This is a genomic window from Carboxylicivirga sp. M1479, assembly GCF_007097485.1.
In the GTDB taxonomy this organism is placed as follows: Bacteria; Bacteroidota; Bacteroidia; order Bacteroidales; family Marinilabiliaceae; genus Carboxylicivirga.
Map to the genome: position 1 here is coordinate 52,417 of NZ_VKDE01000002.1, position 21,441 is coordinate 73,857.

Genomic DNA, 21,441 nt, shown 5'->3' on the forward strand with positions numbered 1-21,441 from the left:
ATATCTATTAATGGATTACAATTCTAATCGTAAAAATTTGATTCTGCCTGAATATGGCCGTCATATTCAAAAAATGGTTAACCATGCTGTTACCATAGAGGATCGTGAAGAGAGAGCCAAGTGTGCTAAAACAATTATTGGAATCATGGGTAATATGTTTCCTCATTTACGTGATGTAAATGATTTTAAGCACAAACTGTGGGATCATTTAGCCATTATGTCTGATTTTAAACTCGATATTGATTATCCATATGAGCCTTTAGAAAAAGAAGCCTTGGCCGAGCGACCAGATAAGATTCCATATAAGAATAGCCGCATTAGCTATAAGCACTATGGAGAGTTGGTTGAGAAAATGATTGAGCAGGCTATTCTGTTGGAAGATGAAACGGAAAGAAAGCACTTAATCGTGATGATTGCCAACCATATGAAAAAATCATTGTTCATGTGGAATAAAGATTCAGTAACCGATGAGCGTATTTTTGATGATCTTAAACGTTTGTCAAAGGGTAAACTGGTAGCTGAAGAAGGGACGAAATTGACGGAATTTAAAGAGCAGCAGCAGAACAGAAATAACCGCAACAATAAAAAGCGTCCGCAAAATAAGCCACAGCATAAATCACAGAATAGACCACATAAAAAGTAACCACGCCGTTACCTAAACCGTGTTGCCATGAATTGCTTTGAGATCGAAGGAGGACACCGCCTTAAGGGAGAGATTACGCCGCAAGGAGCTAAAAATGAAGCATTACAAGTTATTTGTGCTGTTTTATCTACTGCTCAAAAAGTAACTATTTCTAACATTCCTGACATTGTAGATGTTAACAACCTGATTGATTTATTAGGGGTTATGGGTGTTGTTATTAATCGTATCGATCGAAATACATGCGAATTTACAGCTGCTAATGTAAATCTTGAATTTCTTCAAAGCGATGAATTCAAAAAACGCGCATCGTCTTTACGAGGGTCCATTATGATTATGGGGCCGCTTTTGGCGCGATTTGGTAAAGCTTATTTTCCAAAGCCAGGTGGAGATAAAATTGGGCGTCGTCGATTAGATACTCACTTTATTGGTTTCGAGAAACTAGGAGCACGATTCAATTACAATGCTGAAGATGTATTTTATACAGTAGAAGCATCGGAAATGAAAGGCTGTTATATGTTGCTTGATGAGGCTTCGGTAACAGGAACAGCAAATGTGTTAATGGCAGCCGTTTTAACCCCTGGAACTACCACAATTTATAATGCGGCATGTGAACCTTATTTGCAGCAGTTAAGTCGCATGTTAATATCCATGGGAGCTAAAATTACTGGTGTTGGTTCTAACTTGTTGGTAATTGAGGGTGTTGATGAGCTTGGAGGCTGTGAACACAAAATATTACCAGACATGATTGAGGTTGGTAGTTTTATTGGGATGGCCGCTATGACTAGCTCTGAAATTACCATCAAAAATGTAGGAATTGAACATTTGGGTATCATTCCAATGATGTTTCAGCGTATTGGCATAAAGCTCGAAGTTATTGGCGACGATATCTTTATCCCTGAGCAGGAGTCATATGAAATTGATACTTTTATCGATGGTTCAATAATGACCATTGCAGATGCACCTTGGCCTGGTTTAACGCCAGATTTGCTAAGTGTATTCCTGGTTGTAGCTACCCAAGCCAAAGGGAGTGTGCTTATTCATCAAAAGATGTTTGAGAGCCGCTTGTTCTTTGTTGATAAACTAATTGATATGGGAGCTCGAATAATTCTTTGTGATCCTCATAGAGCAACTGTAATTGGTTTAAACAAAGAAAACTCTTTAAGAGGAGCCAATTTAACATCGCCCGATATACGTGCAGGAGTTGCTTTGCTAATAGCTGCGTTATCTGCAAATGGAAAAAGTACAATTCAAAACATCGAACAAATTGATCGTGGTTATCAAAATATTGATGTTCGACTTCAACAGCTTGGTGCTAAAATAAAACGAGTTTAGGAATTATTAACATTCTATGGTGGATGTAATGAGCTGTTTATGAGCTTATTTAGAATGAATTTACACTAAAAACTCACACCTTCCATTTGTTAAATTGCTGATGTGTAGTGCGTTGCGTTTGTGTAATGACTAATATAACAATTGTATCTACAAATCCTATCGTTATAAAATTGCCTGATGATGCTATGTAATTTACATTTGCATACACAAATCAGACACTTCATCACATAAAACCGCATATTCATCTAAAAAGAAAAAAAACCTCGTTTATTTTTCTGAAACTTTACACCGAAAATTAATTCAATTTAATGTATCATGAAGCAGCTAAAGTTAATATTAGCTACTATAACCGTGGGTTTGTTCTTTTTGTCGTTCATTAACGATAATCAGACAGCTGAAGTTGGTTTAGATGCTGGAAATAAAGCTCCGGTATTTAAAACTGAACTTATCGATGATACGCCTTTTAATTTAGACGATTTAGAGGGAAAAATGGTCCTTTTAAATTTCTGGGCGTCATACGATTCGCAGTCACGCATGAATAATTACTACTTGAATCAACTTCTTACAGAATATGGGAATGAAGGTTTCCATAATGGCGAAGAGTTTGTAGTAGTAAGTATTTCACTTGACCGCTTTAAAGCTCCACTTAAGCTTGCCATAGAGCAAGATGAAACCATGAAATTTTTGCATATCTGCGATTTCAAGGGCGCTAACGGTAGCATTAGCAAGATGTATAACATCAATAATCCTGTCAATATTCTTATTGATGGCGAAGGACGTATAGTTAACAAAGACGTCGAGTATTCAACGATTGAAAGATCGCTAGCCTTCCTGGCAGCTATTTAATTACCCATTATTTTTTTTAGTATGAAAGAACTGTTTAAATACCCATTTGGGGTACTTATTATTTTGTTGCTTTTATCAGCTATGGGTGCCGAGGCACAAAAGAAAGGAACTGATATTGGCGATGTAGCCCCTAATATAAAGTTGCGAAATCCTGATGGCGAAATGATGGAATTAGAATCATTGCGCGGGCAATTGGTGCTCATTGATTTTTGGGCCAGCTGGTGTGGCCCTTGTCGACGTGAGAATCCGATAGTTGTAGATGCCTACAATAGTTTTAAGGATAAGAAATTTAGCAGCGGTAAAGGATTTACTGTTTATAGTGTTTCCTTGGATAAAAAACAAAGTTCGTGGGAGGCAGCCATTAAAGACGATAAGTTAACTTGGCCTTATCATGTTAGTGATTTAGCCGGATGGAATAGTAGAGCCGCCGCTATGTATGGAGTTAATGGTATTCCGATGAACTTTTTAATTGATGAAAATGGAATCATCATTGCTAAAAATTTAAGGGGACATGCTTTAAAATCGACCTTACAGACTTTAGTGAAATAAACTAAAAAACAGATGGCAAAAAGGCACTTTCATATCGCATGTTAGTGCCTTTTGTCATGTTATGGCCTACCAATTAATTATTTGAGGCCTAATTCTGTCAATTTGTCCTTATTAAAATATATTGGCAGAATAATTGTAATTTTGCACGCGGAAATCCAAGGCTAATAAATCTTGGTATAAACTGAGAACAAAATAAAGAAAGATATAATGGATAAGAAGTCATCTAAAAAGGAGCGAGCTAAGGAAAAAGAAATGGATGCACAAGCGGCAGAAGAGCTTATTGAGATGAATGAGGATAGCGAGGCGACTGAAAAGGAAGAAGTGAAAGAGGAGGCAGCAGAAGAAGTGCCAGAACAGTCTGAAGAGGAAAAAGCAAAGGAAAAACTGAATGAAGCCAATGATAAGTATTTGCGCTTAAGTGCTGAATACGACAATTACCGTCGAAGAACCCTTAAAGAGAAGATGGAGTTGACCAAAACAGCTGGCGAGAGTTTACTTTTAGCATTGTTGCCAGTAATTGATGACTTAGATAGAGCGATGGCCCACATGGATGATGCCAAGGATGTAGAAGCTCTGAAAGAAGGCATGAAATTAATCCAAACGAAATTCAACGATTTTCTTGGTCAGCAAGGAATGAAAGAAATTGAGGCCAAGGATAAGGAATTTGATACTGACCAACACGAGGCAATCACAAAAATACCTGCTCCAACAGAGGATATGAAGGGTAAAGTTATTGACTGTATCGAAAAGGGATATACTTTGCACGAGAAGGTGGTGCGTTTTTCAAAAGTTGTTGTAGGCGAGTAAAATAGCTGTATTATGTCGAAAAGAGATTATTATGAAGTGCTGGAGGTATCAAAAGGTGCTTCAAAAGAAGAAATAAAAAAGGCTTATCGTAAAAAAGCGATTAAGTTTCACCCTGATAAGAACCAGGGCGACAAAGCAGCTGAGGAAAAATTTAAAGAGGCAGCAGAAGCTTACGAAGTGCTATCGAGCGAAGAAAAGCGTCAGCGCTATGATCAATATGGTCATGCAGGTGTTGGTGGTGCAGCTGGTGGTGGCTTTGGCGGCGGTGGCATGTCAATGGACGATATCTTTTCACATTTTGGCGACATTTTTGGCGGCGGCTTTGGTGGTTTTGGTGGCTTTGGCGGCGGATCATCACGTGGTGGACGACGCGTAAATAAAGGTTCCAATCTTCGTGTTAAGGTAAAGCTTAACTTGAGTGAGATAGCCAATGGTGCTGAGAAAAAAATTAAAGTTAAGAAACATGTAGAGTGTAAGCACTGTAGTGGTTCGGGAGCTGAAAATGGTTCTTCATACAGCAACTGTTCAACTTGCCATGGTAGTGGGCAGGTAACTCGGATTTCCAACACCATATTGGGTCAGATGCAAACAGCATCAACATGTCCTACTTGTGGAGGAGAAGGTAAAATTATTACCAATAAATGTAAGCCTTGTGCCGGAGAGGGTGTTATGCGCGATGAAGAAGTCATCAGCTTAAATATTCCAGCAGGTGTAGAAGAGGGTATGCAGTTATCTTTAACTGGTAAAGGTAATGCGGCTCGCCGAGGTGGTGTGAATGGCGACTTGCTTGTTTTGATTGAAGAAGAGAAGCATCCTGATCTTGTGCGTGACGGCAACAACCTAATTTATAGTTTAAATGTAAGTATTCCTGATGCTATACTTGGTAAGGCTGTGGAAATACCAACTGTTGATGGTGCTGTTAAAGTTAAAATTGAACCTGGCACACAGCCTGGGAAGATTTTGAGACTGAGAGGTAAAGGTCTTCCAGAGGTGAATAGCTACGGAAAAGGAGATTTACTTGTACACATACAGGTATTTATACCAAAAGAAGTATCCAAAGATGAACGCAAGGTAATTGAGAAGCTTCAGGGAGCTGAAAGCTTTGAGCCGCAAGAAGGACAGTCTGAAGGTTTCTTTAGTCGTATGCGCAGTATGTTTGATTAAAACAAACGAAGATAAAATTAAAAGGGCATCCGTTGTGGTGCCCTTTTTTATTGGTATACCTACCAAATAGAATACGAACTTTTTTTATGAGATTTTCAACTAACGCTTAAGCTGTATGTTTACCCGCTTTTTTAAAAACGCACCGTTCATAAGTTTTGCACTTGCTTATTGAAAAGTGTTTGATAGTCAGTTAATATGTTTTTCCTTCCATCTATAAAGTTTTATTGACTATACTTTTTGTGTGAAATCTGCTATTATGCACCATTAAATAGTAACCTTTTTCTTTAAGATAAGTAACTGTGAACAGTAATACACAATTGATGTTGTATTTGTTTATCTGATAAGAAAAGTACCAATTTATGCAAAGAAATTATTTATTAGTGATGCTTGCCATACTTTTGGCAGGCTGTGTTGGAGATGCTTTTAATACCGAAAAGTTATCGGGAGAAGTAGAATGGGAAACCGGATTGGCCGTGCCACTTATTAAGGCTTCGGTAAGCATGGGAGACGTTTTCTCTGAGAATACCGATTACGTAAAGTATTATATGGATGAAGATGGTAATGAACGCATCATGCTTTATCAAGATCAGGATTCTGTATCACGTATTGGCCTTAATGACTTATTTGTTGTTAATGGCGAAACAACTTCCATTCCAGTGCCTTTTAGTTTATTAAATAACGGTGCCGAACATTCGATTGATGTCAACATCCCTTTTAATGTTCAAAATGGTGTGCTTAGTAGCATTCAGGTCGATTACGAGTTGCGTGTCGAAGGATCTGATATGGCTGCACCATTGAGTCTTCAAATAAGTATGCCAAGTGTTAATGCTGATCAGGGTGGGAAAATAATTGATGTGTTGGTTGATAATAATCAGCCTGTTATTCAATTACACGAAGATGATGTTATTGACTTGGTCGATGGCTCTATACCAGCTGTGTTTACTTTTAAAACCAATGATAATAACCTGTGGTTTGATATGTACCAGGTTGGTAATGTTTCTTTGTCAATGGATCAGATCCATTTTGATTCTGCCAAAGGACGCTTGCAAGAAATTGTTACGCGCTTTGATGAGGGAATTTTGGATTTTGACTTTGATATTTTTGAAGAGTTACCTGAGGGCGTAGAGTTTGTTAAGCCAAATCTTAAATTGTTAATCACTAATTCAACTCCATTTAGAGGATTAATACGTCCTGAGTTTATAGCGCAAGGGGGTGCCGTTGATGGGATGGCATTGAACGTTAGTGAAGACATTATTGTGCAGCAGATGGAAGATGGTAAAGTACTGTATGATACCATTTCATTATCAGATCGCTCTAACCTTAATGAGTTCTTTTCAAATGTGCCAGATCAAATTGCGTATTCAGCCGATTTAGTGCTGAACCCTAATAATGCCGTTACCGAAGAGGTGGAGCTGGACGAGACCAGTAACGTGCATTTTGGTTATATGATTGAAGTGCCTGCTGAGTTCTTGGTCAATGCTGAGTTTGATACCGAAACCGTTGATTTAAATGATAATGATTTTATTCGTGACTTTGAGAATGCACAAATAGATATTAACGGCATAAGTAATTTTCCTTTACAAGCAGAGGCCTTTATCGATTTTTATGAAGAAAGCTCAGACCAGGTAACAGAAACTATACATGCTATTGTATTAAATGCTGCCGAGGTAAATGAAAAAGGTATTGTTGTGAATGAAGTGACACGCACCGAGCGCATTAAACTTACACCTGATCAAATTGAGAAATTAGCGGTTGCTGATCAATTACGTATTCGATTTAAGCTGCAGTCGGCCAATTATGAAAGCGGACAGCCTGTAGTGTTGCTAACCGATAATTCATTGGCAGTAGATTTTTCTATTAAAGGACAGATTAAGAATTAAGCTTGTAGGGAGAGTATGATGATGAAGAATTTTAAAAAACTATATATAAGTGCGCTTTTAATGTTAGTGAGTGTTGCCACTATGGCACAAGATAACTCACTAATGTTTACCAAGGGTATTCCGCAATCGAATCAGTTAAATGTTGCTTTTCGTCCGGTTAAGAAATGGTACCTGTCTATGCCCGCCTTGGGAAGTGTGCAAATGAACGGTGCAAACAGTGGCTTTTCGTGGGACGATGTGATTAGACAGGGAACAGGTATGCGTTCAGATTCCTTGATAGTTGATTTGGATTATGCGGCCAGTCAAATGGAAGAGAACAATTTATTTGCCACAGAGGCCTCATTGCAGGTGCTAGGTTTTGGTTTCGCAGCCAATAAGTGGTTTTTCAGTTTTGATATTAACCACAAGCTAAAGGCAAAAGTGAATTACCCTTTATCGCTGATGAACCTGCGCTACGGAAACTGGAATTTTGAAGATGACAAGCCAATCAACCACTCATTTTCGAATATGTATGTTAATGGTATCGACTATCATGAAGTCGCTATTGGAGCCTCACGCATTATTAATGACAAGCTTACGCTAGGTATGCGCGTGAAATACATATTGGGTGTAGCTAATGTGCAATCGGAATACATGAACCTGGAAATGCAAACTTTGGATAATGGCACCATGCTTATCAATTCAGACATGGCTTTTCGTACTAACATACCTCTGGACATAAGTTACGATGCCGATGGTTTTGTAAGTAGTTTTGATGTGAGTGATGAAGTAGAAGATAACTTAACTTCTACAGATAATGTAGGTTGGGGATTTGATTTTGGAGCTACCTATCAGGTAACTGATAAGTTAATGCTTGGTGCTGCGGTTAACGATCTTGGTTTTATTAAATGGACTGGTGAAACATCACGTTTATATACCAAAGGTTCATTTGAATACAGTGGTGTTGATGTGTCGGACGAATTAACTGGCGATGATGGAGACGGTGAGTACCTTGATCAGATAGCAGATGACTTTGAAGATGCCTTTAAGTTCAATAACGATGTGGAGGATTATAAAACAGGTTTAATGGGCAGCTTTAACGTGTCGGCTGATTACCAGTTAAAACGTTGGTTGAACTTTGGTGTGGTATCGAAAAACTATTGGTTAGACGAGAAGTTAGTGCCACAGGTAACTTTGGCAACAGGTGTACAGGCTGGTAGAATATTATCAACCGCCATTACCTATTCATACATGAAAAATGCTCCGGCTAACCTAGGGGCTGGCTTAGCCCTTAACCTGGGAGCACTACAGTTCTATGCTGTTACCGATAATTTGTCATCCGCCTTAAAGCCTGAAACGGCCAAATATGTGAATGCCCGTTTGGGTATCAACTTTGTGTTTAATGGCAAGCGTGAGAAAAAGCAGGAATTTATCGAGATTACTGAGGAGTAAGTTACTCAGACCATAATATATAAGAAAGGTTACTCATTAGGTGAGTAGCCTTTTTTTATTGCTTCAAAATATTCATTGCCATCTCCTTTGCTAGATAAGGAGCCATTAGGCCACCACGTGAGCCGAGTCCATTAAAAAGGCCAATTTGTGGGTGTTTATCCGATTGTTGTGTAACTGGTCTCCTGTCAGCAAATGTGGGGCGTATGCCAGTAATTTGTTTTTGCACATTAAGGGGCAGGTCGGCTATTCGCTGCCATTTATCCAATAGTTCCTCTTGTTTATTGGCCGATGGAGCCAGATCGTTCCAATGGTGAGCATAAGTAGCGCCTATCTTGAATTGCTGAGGCCCAACCGGCATAACAAACACTCCTTTACTAATAATGCTCTTTAGTTCAAGTCCTGCTATCTTCACATCCAGTAGCTCGCCCTTGGTATTGTTCCATTTATGATGAGAGAAAAAACGGCTTTGAGCATCAGAACTGCCTCTGCAAAAGATTACTCTTTGGGCCTTGATGTTTCTCCATTTAACACCCTCGCTGTGTAGTTCCAGGTCATCATCGTTAAAGTCTGCCTCAATAAGGTTGTCGTTTTTAATAAGGAACTGACGATAAGCATCCAGCATGTGAGCCATGTCTAGGCGTGCACAAGGATGTATAGTGCCATAGCCAAATGGCTGATGAAAACCTTGGGGCAAGTCATGTTGTGCTTTAACTGAGAGGTAATCGCCCAGCTGTTCTTTCTCCTGGCGATGCTGCCAAAATTGCTCATCATCTTTACCATATAATTTATAAACCGGCATGGGGTAGTAAAAACGTGTGTTTAAATGTTGCTCCAACTCCTGATAGAGTGCATGGGCATAGGGCTGAAAAATGTTGGCCTGCCAGGTTTTAGTTACCCGCTTAACAACAATGGGGTTAATTAAACCGGCTGCCGCACGGGAGGCACTTCCGTTTTTGGGTACATCAATCAACTTGTGCGCAATATTGTTTTTCAACAGGTGATACGATAGCATGGTGCCGGCTAAACCCTGACCAATAATTAACACCTCTGTTTTGTCGTCTTTTTGCATCATAGATCATCAGCATTCGTTCTATCAAAAGAAACAAAAGAACGGCCGATTGTTCAAAGTGCGGAATACCTGATGCGATTGTTTGACTTGAAAAGACCAAGTATTGCTCTCAAATGCCAGTGCATAGCTCAGTTTTGGTGTTTTGTTCTTAAGATCTTGATAATGTGCCTCATCATCCCTCTTGCATGTGTGTGTGTAACAATAGTTGACACAATTGTTCAACTATCTGTAACAAGATTTCAACTCGAAATGTGGCAGGCAAGGTACTTTTGCAAGTAGTCATTTTAGGTTTTCTATCTATGCTATTTATTAAATGGAGTGAGTGACTTAATAGAAAGATGCTAAGACAGAAAACTGGCGGTATAAATAAATATTAGTTGTTTATCCCGCAACGACTGATGAATTGAACTAAACAAAAATCTATGCGACTAAATCTATTTATACTTCTCATAATTGCTAGCCTGCTTGGCGCTTGCAATCAAAAGCACGAGTTAGCACCACTTAAGCTTATTCCTTATCCGGCTGAGCTGGAGCAAAGTGCCGATGTTTTAAGCATCCCTGCCAAGGAATTGACGATTTCCCTTAAGGATGAAAGCATTAAGGAAATACTTAGTTCGCAATTGGCCACAGAGCACCAAATTAAGCTGGTTGATGCTGATGAGGCACTTATTCGCTTTGTAAAGCTTAATGATGATGCTTTACCTGCCGAAGCTTACCGTTTAAAGGTGAATGATAAGGGCGTGCTGATTGAAGCCTCAGAAAGAAGCGGTCACTTATATGCTGCACAAACCTTGCGTCAGCTGATTACGCTTAACAAGGGTCGGGTTGAGATTCCGCATGTAAGCATTAGTGATTATCCACGTTTTGCCTGGCGAGGCATGCATTTCGATGTGTCGCGCCACTTCTTTAGTGTTGATGAGGTAAAGCAGTTTTTAGATTACATGTACATGAACAAGCTCAATGTTTTTCATTGGCATTTGGTTGATGATCAGGGCTGGCGTTTAGAGATTAAGAAATACCCGAAACTAACAGAGGTGGGAGCCTGGCGCGAGCATGTTGGTTTTAATGCCAACCAGGCCAAAGGTTTAAACGAAAAATATACCGAAGCATACGGAGGATATTATACACAAGCAGATGTAAAAGAGATAGTGGCTTATGCCTCAGAACGTAATATTACTATTGTGCCTGAGATAGAATTACCGGGGCATTCAGCTGCTGCTCTTGTTGCATATCCCGAGTATTACTGTAATAATGCAGGCGAACTAAAGATATGGGATCAGGCAGGTGTGTCGGCAGGGGTGTACTGCGCTGGCAAGGAGTCTACCTTTCAGTTTTTAGAAGATGTATTGAGCGAAACCATGGAGCTGTTTCCGGGTGAGTTTATTCACATAGGAGGCGATGAAACACCCAAAGATACCTGGCTGGCTTGCCCCGATTGCCGCAAGCGCATGAAGCAGGAAAATGCACATGATGAGCATGAGTTGCAGAGTTATTTTGTGCACCGTATTGAGAAATTTTTGAATAAGCACGATAGGCGCCTGATTGGTTGGGACGAGATACTGGACGGTGGATTGGCACAGAGTGCGGCCGTGATGTCGTGGCGTGGTGTAGCAGGTGGTGTTAAAGCTGCCGAGGCTGGTCACGATGTGGTGATGACACCCATGTTTCCGTATTATTTTAACCATACACAAAACCATTTGCCAACATCCCCAGGGCATCCAGGCATTAGCACCCTGCGCGATGTGTATACCTTTCCATCTATTCCACAGGATATATCGGCCGATAAAAGGCAGCATGTGATTGGTGTGCAGGCTAATTTATGGAGCGAGTACATGCCCTTATTTAAGCACATCGAGCATAATTTATTCCCCCGTGTGTATGCCCTTGCTGAGGTGGCTTGGAGCCCGGCCATACGGGAGTGGGACGATTTTCATCAACGCGTGAAGCTTACACTGCCAATGCTCGAAAAGCATGGTGTTAAAGCAGGTGAAATAAGCTACCATGTACGCATTAATGTCAGTCCTAATTATGAGAATAAAACGGCAGACATAGAATTCGTTACCGAACGCTCTAATCCTGTTTATTACACCATCGATTGCAGCGAGCCCACTACCAACAGCCAAGTGTATAAAGCACCTTTTGTGTTGGAAGCCGATGCACACATTAAAGCCTGTCAGTTTAAAAGGGATGGTAGCACCACTTACATATCAGAAAAACAATTGATTTTTCATAAAGCATTTGGCAAACCCTATGAGCTTAAGTATGCCTATGCACCGCAGTACGATGGTGGTGGACGCTATGGTTTAACCAATGGTTTTTTGGGTGTTGAAGTGGGTGTAGAAGAAAAGCCCATTGATTTGGTGATTGATTTGGGCGAAGTAACGGAGATCAGCCATATTAATTCGCGCTTTAAAAATGCGCCACTATCGTGGGTATTTGGCCCACAAAAGGTAAGCTACCACGTGTCGGCCACGGGTGATGAATATACCAATGTGGCGGTATTTGAGCCTGGCGTTACCGAGAGTGATGTAAATGAAATTGTACAATACCCCATTGATTTTAAACCAACGAAAGTGCGCTATGTGCACATTGTAGCCGAGAGTGTGGGAGTGTGTCCATCATGGCATCCGGCTGCAGGCGGTAAAGCCTGGTTGTTTTCCGATGAGGTAATTGTGAAGTAAAAAATTGAATCGAGAAAAGTGTCCAAAAGTTCAACATCTTGTTCACTGAGCAAAGTCGAGGTGTTTATCATCTCGACTGCGCTCGATGAACGACAGAATGCTAGAGTGTTTTGCGCTTGTGATTCGTAAAAATATTTGGTGTAGTTAGTAGTAATCGCCTCCTGCTTGTATAACGTGCAAGAGGAGGCGTTTTGTTTCTTTTATACCAATGGCCTAATTATTTGGCTATCCGCCCAAACTGTACTTACTTTTTGTTCAAAACTAAACACAGGGGCACGGAGCCGCAGAGCTATTTATTGCTCGCTTTGGGGAAACTGCTTGAAAGACTGATGAATAGATTGTTAGATTCAGAGAATTCGCTTTTAAGCATTCTAACCACCTCCCCACTTCGTGGTACTCCTCCTTGGCAAGGAGGAGAGGGATGAAAAATCTTCCCCTCCTGAATTTTAGGAGGGGTGCCGACAGGCGGGGTGGTGTAATTAGTTTTAAAAGCAATTTCCCTGTTAATAGATTGTGAGATAATGGATGTTAGATTTAGTCCTGCATCCTTGTGTGTGGGGCTTTTATTAGAAGTCCGAAGATCGAAGAAATTGACAGCTTGGTTAGGAAGGCTGATTGCGAGCATGCGATCGTAAGTGAACTTCTTAACAGAATAAAACACTACTGGCAGCCTTACACATAGCACTGGCGGACTTACATATACAACCGACCGCCTTACATACGCCACTGCCATGCTTACATATCGTGCTGACGCATTTACATATTCCATCAAGCACCTATGTATACACAACTGCCGGCCTTACATAGCCCGCTGGCAGAGTTACATATTACGCTGCCGGTCTTACATACGGCGCTGGCGGTGTTGCACATAACACTGGCAGCCTTACATACAGCACTGGCACCATTACATATCAATCTGTCGGTCTTACATATGGCGCTGTCATGCTTACATATGGCATTGAAATAACATCCTGTTACGCAAGCAAAGAATAATCAATTAATCTTATATTTATTAACACTTTTAAAATCGCCAGAAAAATGAAAGAAATGAAAATTAAAGTATTTATTGCCATCCTAAGCGTTTTAATACTGGGAGTAGGATGCAGTAAAAACAATCCACCACCCTACAATGAAATGAATGGGCGCAGCACAGCCATTTTTAACCCGGATAAAAAATACGGAAATGTGAGTGACATTGATGGCAATGTGTACAAAACCATCAAGATTGGTGACCAAACCTGGATGGCTGAAAACCTGCGTGTTACCCGTTTCCGAAATGGTGATGCCATAATCAATATTACCGACAACGACATGTGGAGTATTCAGGAAGTAGCTGCCTATTGCAACTACAATAATACCGAGGACTTGGACACCATAGCTACCTATGGCCGACTCTATAACTGGTATGCAGCAGGCGACAGCCGTAACATTGCACCCAAGGGCTGGCGCGTGGCCACTCCCGAGGACTGGAATATACTGATAGACCACCTCGGGGGCGATGCCCTTGCCGGAGGCAAACTCAAGGAAGCTGGAGATGAACACTGGGAATCACCCAATGAAGCAGATAACAGCAGTGGTTTTACCGGCCAACCGGGTGGGTGGCGACATATTGATAAAGGCATGCAAGCTTTTTCTCGTTATGGTGTCTGGTGGACAAATGGACAAGCTGGACAGGAATCTGCGGCCTATATTCAGCTTTTCACTTGGAGCACTAAAACTTATCCTGGATTCCATTTTATAGTCAACGGATTTTCCATCCGTTGCATTAAAGACTAACTTAAAACCGAACAAAATGAAAAACATTATACAAATTTCAATTATCTTATTACTAATAAGTGCAAGCACAAGTAGTATTGCACAGAGTTTCACTGTAGATGTTCCTTCAACCTATCTACATGGCGACTACACTACCAAAACCATATAAACACAAAAAATTACACCTTTAAAATCGCCAGAAAAATGAACAAACAACTCTTAAATTTTAGCAAACTCACCCTGCCCATTATGCTTATAGGTATAATATTGATGGGAAGTGGATGTGAGGAAGACGACAAAAAACCCGAACTACCACCCATAACACAAAGTGGTGAAAATACCTTTGGCTGCCTTGTTGATGGAGAAGTGTGGCTGCCAAAAAAAGGTATGATTACAACACCTCCTTTTAGCGTGTCCAATTATCAATATGATGACGGACGCTGGCTCATTATAGCCAATAATTTAAAACAAAGTATTTATTTTTATATGTGCCAGGACTCACTACTTAAGGGCTCAACAACATTCCTAATTGAGTCTTTAGATAATTGTTCCACTGCAAGCTTTTATGATGAATCGGAAGAATCTCGTGAAAGCAAGAAATATAGGACAGATGGAGATGCCTTTAACGGACAATTGATTATCACTCGATTTGATTTAGAAGAGCTAATTATCGCCGGCACCTTTTACTTCGACGCTATAAATGACAATGGCAATGTTGTTAAAATACGGGAAGGACGATTTGATTTAAAATTTCCAAATTATAATCCATTTATTGAATAACTCCAAAAAACCTAAACCATGAAATTAAAATATTTTACACTCATTACATTTATTTGCATGTGCTCATTTTTAGATGCACAAACATTTCAAGAAAAAATCAATAGCATATTTGAGCATGTAGATTTAAGCCAGGTACCCTCGCTAGCGCAGATTTGTAATCTGTGCTATTAGGCTTTAATATAAAAGCTAACTATTGCAGTCGGACTTTTGTATACTTAAATTCCAAACCACTACCTATGAGCCGCAAGTATAAGTTCCACAATCCTGAAGGTATTTATTTTATCAGCTTTGCCGTTCAGGGCTGGATTGATGTGTTCACTCGTAATTGTTACAAAGACATACTTATTGAAAGTCTGAAGTATTGTCAAGAAAAGAAAGGTTTTGCTTATTAAGTAAATGGCACGGATTGCAAATCCGCGCTAGCACGGGCCAGCACGGCATCTTAGTAAGCATCATGCAAATAAAGATTGCATCCTGCACGCAACCATCTAATTATTTAACGATCTTATATTTATATGCACTTTTATATCGCCAGAAAAATGAAAAGACAACTTTTAAGTTTTAGTAAACTCACCCTGCTTATTGTGTTGGTATTGATGGGAAGTGGATGTGAGGAAGAAGCTAATATCCCTTTGCTAGGAATATGGAAATGCAAAGGTTTTTACACTTCAAATCCAGAATCATTTAAACAGATAATGCCTGAGGATTGTAAAAGTTGTTACACTCTGGAATTAAAATCAAATGGAACGGTAGCAGGTCAAACATCCACTAATGAAGTCATGGGTTTTTATGAGGTAAACCCCTCGTTAAAGCAAATTAGTTTTACCAATTTTGGAGGTACTGAAATAAATGAACTCTTTGATGGAAGGCAATATGTTGAAGCGATTTTACAGGTTCATTCGTACCAGATCAATGATCTGGGAGAATTACTTCTTTTTTACGCAAATGAGAGCCAGTATTTACTTTTTGTAGCTGATTAATGTAGGTGTCTAGTGGCATTTGATTTATAGGTTGAAATCTTAACTAAATGCTTAATAAAAGCCGCTTTCGAAAGAGAGCGGTTTTTGTGTTTTAAGGATGCGATCTTTATTTGCGGGGTGTAGATAAAGATCCCATCCGTTTACGCCATGTTAAAAAAGCTTGGGACTATCCATTTGTAACTGCCACTCAATTGCTTCTTTTCCTTTAGATGTCAAATATTTATTGGTTTGGCTAAAATGTTGGTTGCCTAAAAAACCACGGTAGGCCGATAAAGGAGAGGGGTGCACCGATGACAGAATGCAGTGCTTTGTTTCATCAATTAGTTTGGCTTTTTTTTGCGCATAAGCCCCCCATAAAAGAAATACCACATGTTCCGATTGCTCGGCAATGGTTTGTATCACATGATCAGTGAATGTTTCCCAGCCCTTTTTTTGATGTGAGCCCGCCTTATGCGCTTCTACAGTTAAGGTAGCGTTGAGTAGTAATACACCTTGCTTAGCCCATTGTTCCAGGTTGCCATGGTCGGGTATAATAAAGCCCACATCCTGGTTTAGCTCTTTGTAAATATTAAGCAGCGATGGCGGTATTTTAATGCCTTTGTTAACCGAAAAACATAAGCCGTGCGCCTGACCAGGACCGTGGTAAGGATCTTGTCCCAATATTACCACTTTGGTTCGTTCAAAAGGGCACAAGTCAAAAGCTTTGAATACCTGTTCCTTGGGTGGATAGATGGTTTTGTGTTGGTAGGCGTCATCAACAAAAGTGCTTAGCTCTTGATAATAGGGTTTGTCAAACTCAGTTTGTAATACTTGTTTCCATCCCGCTTCTATAGTTGCTTCCATGCTTGTATGCTGTGGTTAATGTTGGTGTAAAAATAGTAAATAATATAAAGGCTTGAGCTTGACTTTGACCTTGCATGCTTTCACTGTTGAAGTATAGCTATGGTTGTTTAAAAGTTAAACCACTTCGTGGTTTTCGCCGTAGGTTTCTTGTTCTCCATAGATTTTATCTATGGCTATTCATGTTGTATCACTTCGTGATTTTATTGGCAGTATGAAAGTCTCAGCGTTCTCTTTTTACTCTGCGGTAAAGCAATGGATTGTGAAAAAATCTTGTCGTTATTTGCGGTTTTGGCGCAAGGTTTTTGTGCACTATAAATTCCATCAATGGTTATTCATGTTGGATCACTCCGTGATTTTGTGACGCTATGGGTAGCTCAGCGCTCCCTTTTTACTCTGCGGTTTAGCTAAGTTTGTTAGATTCTTGACGTTATTTGTGGTTTAGGCGCAGGTATCTTGTTCCCGATAGATTCCATCTTTGGCTATTTATGTTGTATCACTTCGTGATAATGTGATTCCTGTGGATTCACTTAAAAAGTGATGTGCGTTCTAACGAGGCCAATCGTTGTATTGTTATTAGCTAATACAGCACCTGGGTTAATGATGTATTGAATTTCAGGTTGAATGGAAATATTGTCGCCAATGGATGCTTTGTAAAAGCATTCGATTACCTGCTCATTTTTATGTTGGTAGGGCAGCTCAGTGCCGATTAAAGAACGGTTGATGCTGAGGGAAGCCATGGCTAAGCCCAAAACATCGTTTGCTCGTTTTGTAAACGGAGCATAATAATTGAGTCCCAGTGCCCAAAAGAATGGATACTCATTTCGATTCTTTGGCGCGATGCCGAATTTAACAAAGCTGCCAAGTTTTTTATCTTTCTTATGACTAGCGCTTAACTGTTGATCAGCAATAAAGTATAGTCCGTAGTTTCCCTTATGTGCCGTGTTGGGGTTAACAATATCATCGAATTGGCTACTGTGGTAGTATCCGCCAAATGTGTAGGTGTTAGAAAAATTTTCGCCCAATGAATAAGTATAATTTCCCTCGGCAATGGCGAAGTAACCTTGGTTGGTGTCAATTGAGAATTTAGTGTTGTATGGTTCGTCGTCTAAGCACAATGGATCGCCCTCGTATACTGCTGTTTTAAACGTAAACACTGGTGTAAACTGGTATTGCAATATGGCTCCCAGGCAGGGTTTTGGAAATGAGGATATCATCACATTCATCGAAACAGTTGGCATTAAGCCAAACGAACTATTGATGTATTCTCCGCCATAGTCGCTGGCTACAAACAACTCGTTAACATCGTGGCTGCCTATGGTTAGGGATAAGGCGCCGATCGATTGCGTGTATAATAGCTGGTATAAGAATGTGTAATTGCCATTGTCAATGTTTGAGAATACTTGCAAGTCGCCTACTAAACTCTCCGAAGCTGTTGCTCCATGGGTGTTTTGTAATTGAAAGAAGAACTCTCCACCTGGCCATAGGTTGGCAGTTTCTGTGTTTAAACTAGCAGCCAAATCGATCATGCCCATGTAGGCAGTTCCAGTACTTAAAGTGCTGTACGGACTATTTACATAATCACTAAGATACGATGCTTCAAAGGATAGAGCATCTGTTGTTTGGGCAACTAAGCCCTGTGTAAAGGTGCTAATGCATACCAGCAAAAGTATTATTGATCTAAATATTTTGATGTCTCTTAAGAAAGAGGGGGAATTGGTTCCGAGATTTTGTGTCATTGTTTTGGTCTTATAAAAAAGACACTCAACAGCGATGTGCTATTGAATGCCTTTCCATTAGGTGGTACCCATTAAATTAATTTCGTCCAAAACCATTTTGTGATAACTTAAAGAACTCAGTGATGTTCTTTAATTCTATGGCCTGATTAGCCATTACCTCTGAACTCTTTGTCATTTCATCGGTTGATTCAACATTTTGCTGAGTGATTACATTCAGTTGCTGTATTGCACCGTTGACCTGATTAGCACCACTACTTTGCTCTTCACTTGAAGTTGTAATTTCATCAACTAAAAGGGAAGTTTCTTTAATATCTGGTACAATAAGGTTTAGCTTATTGGTTGATTCCTCTGTAAGTTTCATGCCTCTATCGGCCAACTCAACAATTTCACTTGCTGCCAACTGACTTCTTTCTGCTAGTTTACGAACCTCAGCTGCAACAACTGCAAATCCTTTTCCTTCGTCGCCTGCACGTGCTGCCTCTACAGCTGCATTAATGGCCAATAAGTCGGTCTTTTCAGCAATTTCAACAACAACATTAATTTTCTTATAGATATCGTTTACAGCTTGCATGCTATTTTCTGATGCACTTGCAACCTCTTCCATGGCAGCCGATGCTTTTAATGACATCTGACGTGTCTTAATAGCGTTATCTGTATTTTGTTGAATGTTAGCAGCCATCTCTTCCATTGAGCTGGATACCTCTTCAGCTGAGGCAGCTTGTTCGCTTGCTCCACCTGCCATTTGGTTGGCTGAACCTTTAACCTGACTACTTACACTTCCAATTGAGTTAGCACCTTCAATAACAGAGTGAACAGTGTCGGTCAATTTGTCCTTCATTTCACTCATTGCTGTGGCTAGCTCTCCTATTTCGTCTTTCTGGTCGATGTCGAGTGTCTTTGTAAGGTCGCCACCAGCAATTGCATTCGCAAAACTAACACCTTTTTGTATTGGTAGTGTTAAACTTCTGGTCATGAAAAATCCAATAATTACACCAAAAATGGCAGACAAAATGGTAAATAACAAAATCATTGAATTGGCTGATGCCATTGTTTTGTCCATTAATTCGGCAGCACCATCGGCAACAACTTCGGATAAGGTAATAACGCTATTTCCTTCTTCCCTTAACTTAACCTGAACATCTTTCTGACTTCTTATGGTATTGGCAAAGGTATCAAATGCACGGTCGTAGTTTTCCAAACCTTCTATGGCTTCTTTTACAGCTGTCACATCTTCCTGGGTATCCATTATTTTTAATGATTCCTCCAGCTGCTTACGACACTCTTCGACCCACACTTGTACAATATCAGCTTTCTGCTGATCAAATTCTCCATTTTCTTCATCTGTTGGATCAGCAATAAATTGCCACGCTAAAACACGAACTTCGTTAAAGGCATCATTGGCCTGCTGTAATTCAGCATAGTCGTCAAAGCTTTCCAACATTGATTCAGTGTTTGTGCTGGCTTTAAACTGAGACTGAACAGTATTTAATACGCGCTCGATATCAGCTGTGCTTTCGTCGGCATATCTATCAATTTCTTCAAGCAAACTTACTTGTTGCTCCTCAAGCTCTACGTAAACTGACACGGCATTACGATAATCCTCAATGTTTGTACGAGTGTCTTTCGAGTCCTTTTTACTTTGCTCAAGTTGCATGCTCTTTTCAGCTAAGACCAAGTATTCTTTACTATCACTTAACTCTTTATTACATTCACTTATGTAATCAGAATCGCCATAAACCATGTATTCATATGCACTTTGCCTGGCTGCTAACATGGCTGTTTGCGAGTCACTAATATCTGATGCTATATCCGCTTCATTATTGATACTTGACAGGCCTGTATAACTAATGATTCCAATTAAGATGGTTAATACTACTATAATAATATAGCTGGAGATTAATCGTGTTCCGATTTTTAAATCTTTAATGTTCATGTTGTTTTTTTTCGATTCTAGGTTATACTTTATTTTCTTCTTTTGTATGATGCTGTAAAAAATGTTGGGCTATACTTCAATAGTTTCTTCAACGATTGCATCCTCAGCCCCCTCTTCGGTCTCCACAGTATCTTCCAGACGAATTATTTCATCGCTCTGTATCGCAGATTCTAAATCTAGTAGCATAATAAACTTGTCCTGTCGGTGTACCACACCTTGTATGTAATCCGAGTTAACGCCTTGACCGACTTCAGGAACGGCTTGAATATCCTTCTCTTGTATTTCTATTACATCAACAACTTTATCGGCCATGGTACCAATAATTTGCTGTACGCCGCCAATGTTTAATTGAAGTACCATAATCACAAATCGTTCATTGCTTGCATAAGCTGGCATATCAAACTTTAGGCGAGTGTTCACAATAGGTATTACATTGCCTCTAAAGTTGACCACCCCTTCAACGCTTTCTGGCGCTTTAGGTAAGTTAGTTAATGTATTCTCTTCCGATGTTTCAATAATCTCTAATACCTTTTCTACCCCCAATGCAAAAAACTCATTGTTGAGTATGAAAGTTAGAAATGAATTGTTAGTCTTCTTTTTCACAGGTGTAACTGTTTTTGGTGTAATTTATTTGTAATGTAGTTTTGTAGGGTGATACGGTTATGGGTTTTATATTGTTTTGGCTAAAAGGGTTGATTTCGATAGTACTTTAAGGGGGGTTTGAACTTCCAGGTTTGCTTATGTGTAGCGGGATATAGCATGTATAAGTACATAAAAGACCTATGAACCTAAAATTTTGTCAAAAGCATATTGCGAGTTAAACCACTTTGTGGTTTAGGTACAGGTATCTTGTTCTCCATAGATTTCATCTATGGCTATTCATGTTGTATCACTCCGTGATTTAGTTGCGGTTAGTGAGTTCTCGGTGTTCTCCTTTTACTCTGCGGTAAAGCAATGGATTGTGAAATATGCCTGTCGTTCTTTGCGGTTTATAAAAAGATAACCCTGAAAG

The 21,441-nt window shown here is 39.8% G+C and carries 19 protein-coding genes; 14 read left to right on the forward strand and 5 right to left on the reverse strand.

Annotated elements, in window-relative coordinates; genetic code table 11:
- The first annotated feature begins 10 nt into the window (after positions 1-10).
- The 8 genes from FNN09_RS02040 (at position 11) to FNN09_RS02075 (ending at position 8,652) form a co-directional block, all read left to right on the forward strand.
- Positions 11-643 carry a DUF4290 domain-containing protein gene (locus FNN09_RS02040; RefSeq protein ID WP_143299810.1) on the forward strand — a complete coding sequence of 211 codons (633 nt, stop codon included), beginning with the start codon at positions 11-13 and terminating at the stop codon, positions 641-643.
- Positions 644-670: 27 nt separating this feature from the next.
- Complete coding sequence (gene murA, locus FNN09_RS02045) at positions 671-1,975, forward strand: UDP-N-acetylglucosamine 1-carboxyvinyltransferase (RefSeq protein ID WP_143299811.1); 1,305 nt, start codon at positions 671-673, stop codon at positions 1,973-1,975.
- Between the two features lie 315 nt (positions 1,976-2,290).
- Complete coding sequence (locus tag FNN09_RS02050) at positions 2,291-2,821, forward strand: TlpA disulfide reductase family protein (RefSeq protein WP_143299812.1); 531 nt, start codon at positions 2,291-2,293, stop codon at positions 2,819-2,821.
- Between the two features lie 21 nt (positions 2,822-2,842).
- Positions 2,843-3,370, forward strand: a complete 528-nt coding sequence (locus FNN09_RS02055; protein ID WP_143299813.1) for a peroxiredoxin — start codon at positions 2,843-2,845, stop codon at positions 3,368-3,370.
- A gap of 207 nt (positions 3,371-3,577) precedes the next feature.
- The gene (locus FNN09_RS02060; RefSeq protein WP_221932399.1) at positions 3,578-4,177 is read left to right on the forward strand and encodes a nucleotide exchange factor GrpE; all 600 of its coding nucleotides are present in this window, start codon (positions 3,578-3,580) and stop codon (positions 4,175-4,177) included.
- A gap of 12 nt (positions 4,178-4,189) precedes the next feature.
- On the forward strand, positions 4,190-5,341 hold the full coding sequence (dnaJ, locus tag FNN09_RS02065; protein WP_143299814.1) for a molecular chaperone DnaJ: 1,152 nt from the start codon (positions 4,190-4,192) through the stop codon (positions 5,339-5,341).
- 359 nt (positions 5,342-5,700) lie between these two features.
- Complete coding sequence (locus FNN09_RS02070) at positions 5,701-7,221, forward strand: hypothetical protein (RefSeq protein ID WP_143299815.1); 1,521 nt, start codon at positions 5,701-5,703, stop codon at positions 7,219-7,221.
- Between the two features lie 15 nt (positions 7,222-7,236).
- Positions 7,237-8,652 (forward strand): DUF5723 family protein, encoded by a 1,416-nt coding sequence (locus tag FNN09_RS02075; protein WP_143299816.1) that lies wholly within the window; start codon positions 7,237-7,239, stop codon positions 8,650-8,652.
- A gap of 55 nt (positions 8,653-8,707) precedes the next feature.
- Here FNN09_RS02075 and FNN09_RS02080 read toward each other — a convergent pair whose 3' ends face one another.
- Complete coding sequence (locus tag FNN09_RS02080; protein WP_143299817.1) at positions 8,708-9,724, reverse strand: FAD-binding oxidoreductase; 1,017 nt, start codon at positions 9,722-9,724, stop codon at positions 8,708-8,710.
- 419 nt (positions 9,725-10,143) lie between these two features.
- Between FNN09_RS02080 and FNN09_RS02085 the strand changes: the two genes are divergently transcribed.
- The 6 genes from FNN09_RS02085 to FNN09_RS02105 all read left to right on the forward strand — a co-directional run bounded on the left by FNN09_RS02085 (position 10,144) and on the right by FNN09_RS02105 (position 15,917).
- Positions 10,144-12,402: a beta-N-acetylhexosaminidase gene (locus FNN09_RS02085; RefSeq protein ID WP_143299818.1), complete on the forward strand. Its 2,259-nt coding sequence runs from the start codon at positions 10,144-10,146 to the stop codon at positions 12,400-12,402.
- Positions 12,403-13,440: 1,038 nt separating this feature from the next.
- Positions 13,441-14,178, forward strand: coding sequence for a fibrobacter succinogenes major paralogous domain-containing protein (locus tag FNN09_RS02090; RefSeq protein WP_143299819.1), 738 nt, complete (start codon positions 13,441-13,443; stop codon positions 14,176-14,178).
- 16 nt (positions 14,179-14,194) lie between these two features.
- Positions 14,195-14,326: a hypothetical protein gene (locus FNN09_RS21435; RefSeq protein WP_255433966.1), complete on the forward strand. Its 132-nt coding sequence runs from the start codon at positions 14,195-14,197 to the stop codon at positions 14,324-14,326.
- Between the two features lie 35 nt (positions 14,327-14,361).
- Positions 14,362-14,937, forward strand: coding sequence for a DUF6252 family protein (locus FNN09_RS02095; protein WP_143299820.1), 576 nt, complete (start codon positions 14,362-14,364; stop codon positions 14,935-14,937).
- Positions 14,938-15,173: 236 nt separating this feature from the next.
- Positions 15,174-15,329: a hypothetical protein gene (locus FNN09_RS02100; RefSeq protein WP_221932400.1), complete on the forward strand. Its 156-nt coding sequence runs from the start codon at positions 15,174-15,176 to the stop codon at positions 15,327-15,329.
- Positions 15,330-15,476: 147 nt separating this feature from the next.
- Positions 15,477-15,917: a hypothetical protein gene (locus FNN09_RS02105; RefSeq protein ID WP_143299821.1), complete on the forward strand. Its 441-nt coding sequence runs from the start codon at positions 15,477-15,479 to the stop codon at positions 15,915-15,917.
- A gap of 150 nt (positions 15,918-16,067) precedes the next feature.
- Here FNN09_RS02105 and ung read toward each other — a convergent pair whose 3' ends face one another.
- The 4 genes from ung to FNN09_RS02125 form a co-directional block, all read right to left on the reverse strand.
- The gene (gene ung / locus FNN09_RS02110) at positions 16,068-16,760 is read right to left on the reverse strand and encodes a uracil-DNA glycosylase (RefSeq protein WP_143299822.1); all 693 of its coding nucleotides are present in this window, start codon (positions 16,758-16,760) and stop codon (positions 16,068-16,070) included.
- A 527-nt stretch (positions 16,761-17,287) separates the two neighbouring features.
- Positions 17,288-18,496 (reverse strand): carbohydrate porin, encoded by a 1,209-nt coding sequence (locus FNN09_RS02115; RefSeq protein ID WP_143299823.1) that lies wholly within the window; start codon positions 18,494-18,496, stop codon positions 17,288-17,290.
- A 76-nt stretch (positions 18,497-18,572) separates the two neighbouring features.
- Entirely contained in the window at positions 18,573-20,429 is a 1,857-nt protein-coding gene (locus tag FNN09_RS02120; RefSeq protein ID WP_143299824.1) for a methyl-accepting chemotaxis protein, read from the reverse strand.
- Positions 20,430-20,498: 69 nt separating this feature from the next.
- Positions 20,499-21,032 carry a chemotaxis protein CheW gene (locus FNN09_RS02125; protein WP_185968817.1) on the reverse strand — a complete coding sequence of 178 codons (534 nt, stop codon included), beginning with the start codon at positions 21,030-21,032 and terminating at the stop codon, positions 20,499-20,501.
- Positions 21,033-21,441: the final 409 nt, after the last annotated feature.

Bases quoted from the DNA above. Each gene is read 5' to 3' on its own strand.
- FNN09_RS02095 (WP_143299820.1), top strand. From the start codon at position 14,362: ATGAACAAACAACTCTTAAATTTTAGCAAACTCACCCTGCCCATTATG.
- FNN09_RS02040 (WP_143299810.1), top strand. From the start codon at position 11: ATGGATTACAATTCTAATCGTAAAAATTTGATTCTGCCTGAATATGGC.
- FNN09_RS02050 (WP_143299812.1), top strand. From the start codon at position 2,291: ATGAAGCAGCTAAAGTTAATATTAGCTACTATAACCGTGGGTTTGTTC.
- dnaJ (WP_143299814.1), top strand. From the start codon at position 4,190: ATGTCGAAAAGAGATTATTATGAAGTGCTGGAGGTATCAAAAGGTGCT.
- FNN09_RS02080 (WP_143299817.1), bottom strand. From the start codon at position 9,724: ATGATGCAAAAAGACGACAAAACAGAGGTGTTAATTATTGGTCAGGGT.
- FNN09_RS02120 (WP_143299824.1), bottom strand. From the start codon at position 20,429: ATGAACATTAAAGATTTAAAAATCGGAACACGATTAATCTCCAGCTAT.
- FNN09_RS21435 (WP_255433966.1), top strand. From the start codon at position 14,195: ATGAAAAACATTATACAAATTTCAATTATCTTATTACTAATAAGTGCA.
- FNN09_RS02100 (WP_221932400.1), top strand. From the start codon at position 15,174: ATGAGCCGCAAGTATAAGTTCCACAATCCTGAAGGTATTTATTTTATC.
- FNN09_RS02055 (WP_143299813.1), top strand. From the start codon at position 2,843: ATGAAAGAACTGTTTAAATACCCATTTGGGGTACTTATTATTTTGTTG.
- FNN09_RS02070 (WP_143299815.1), top strand. From the start codon at position 5,701: ATGCAAAGAAATTATTTATTAGTGATGCTTGCCATACTTTTGGCAGGC.
- FNN09_RS02090 (WP_143299819.1), top strand. From the start codon at position 13,441: ATGAAAGAAATGAAAATTAAAGTATTTATTGCCATCCTAAGCGTTTTA.
- FNN09_RS02085 (WP_143299818.1), top strand. From the start codon at position 10,144: ATGCGACTAAATCTATTTATACTTCTCATAATTGCTAGCCTGCTTGGC.
- murA (WP_143299811.1), top strand. From the start codon at position 671: ATGAATTGCTTTGAGATCGAAGGAGGACACCGCCTTAAGGGAGAGATT.
- FNN09_RS02105 (WP_143299821.1), top strand. From the start codon at position 15,477: ATGAAAAGACAACTTTTAAGTTTTAGTAAACTCACCCTGCTTATTGTG.
- FNN09_RS02075 (WP_143299816.1), top strand. From the start codon at position 7,237: ATGATGATGAAGAATTTTAAAAAACTATATATAAGTGCGCTTTTAATG.
- FNN09_RS02060 (WP_221932399.1), top strand. From the start codon at position 3,578: ATGGATAAGAAGTCATCTAAAAAGGAGCGAGCTAAGGAAAAAGAAATG.
- FNN09_RS02115 (WP_143299823.1), bottom strand. From the start codon at position 18,496: ATGACACAAAATCTCGGAACCAATTCCCCCTCTTTCTTAAGAGACATC.
- ung (WP_143299822.1), bottom strand. From the start codon at position 16,760: ATGGAAGCAACTATAGAAGCGGGATGGAAACAAGTATTACAAACTGAG.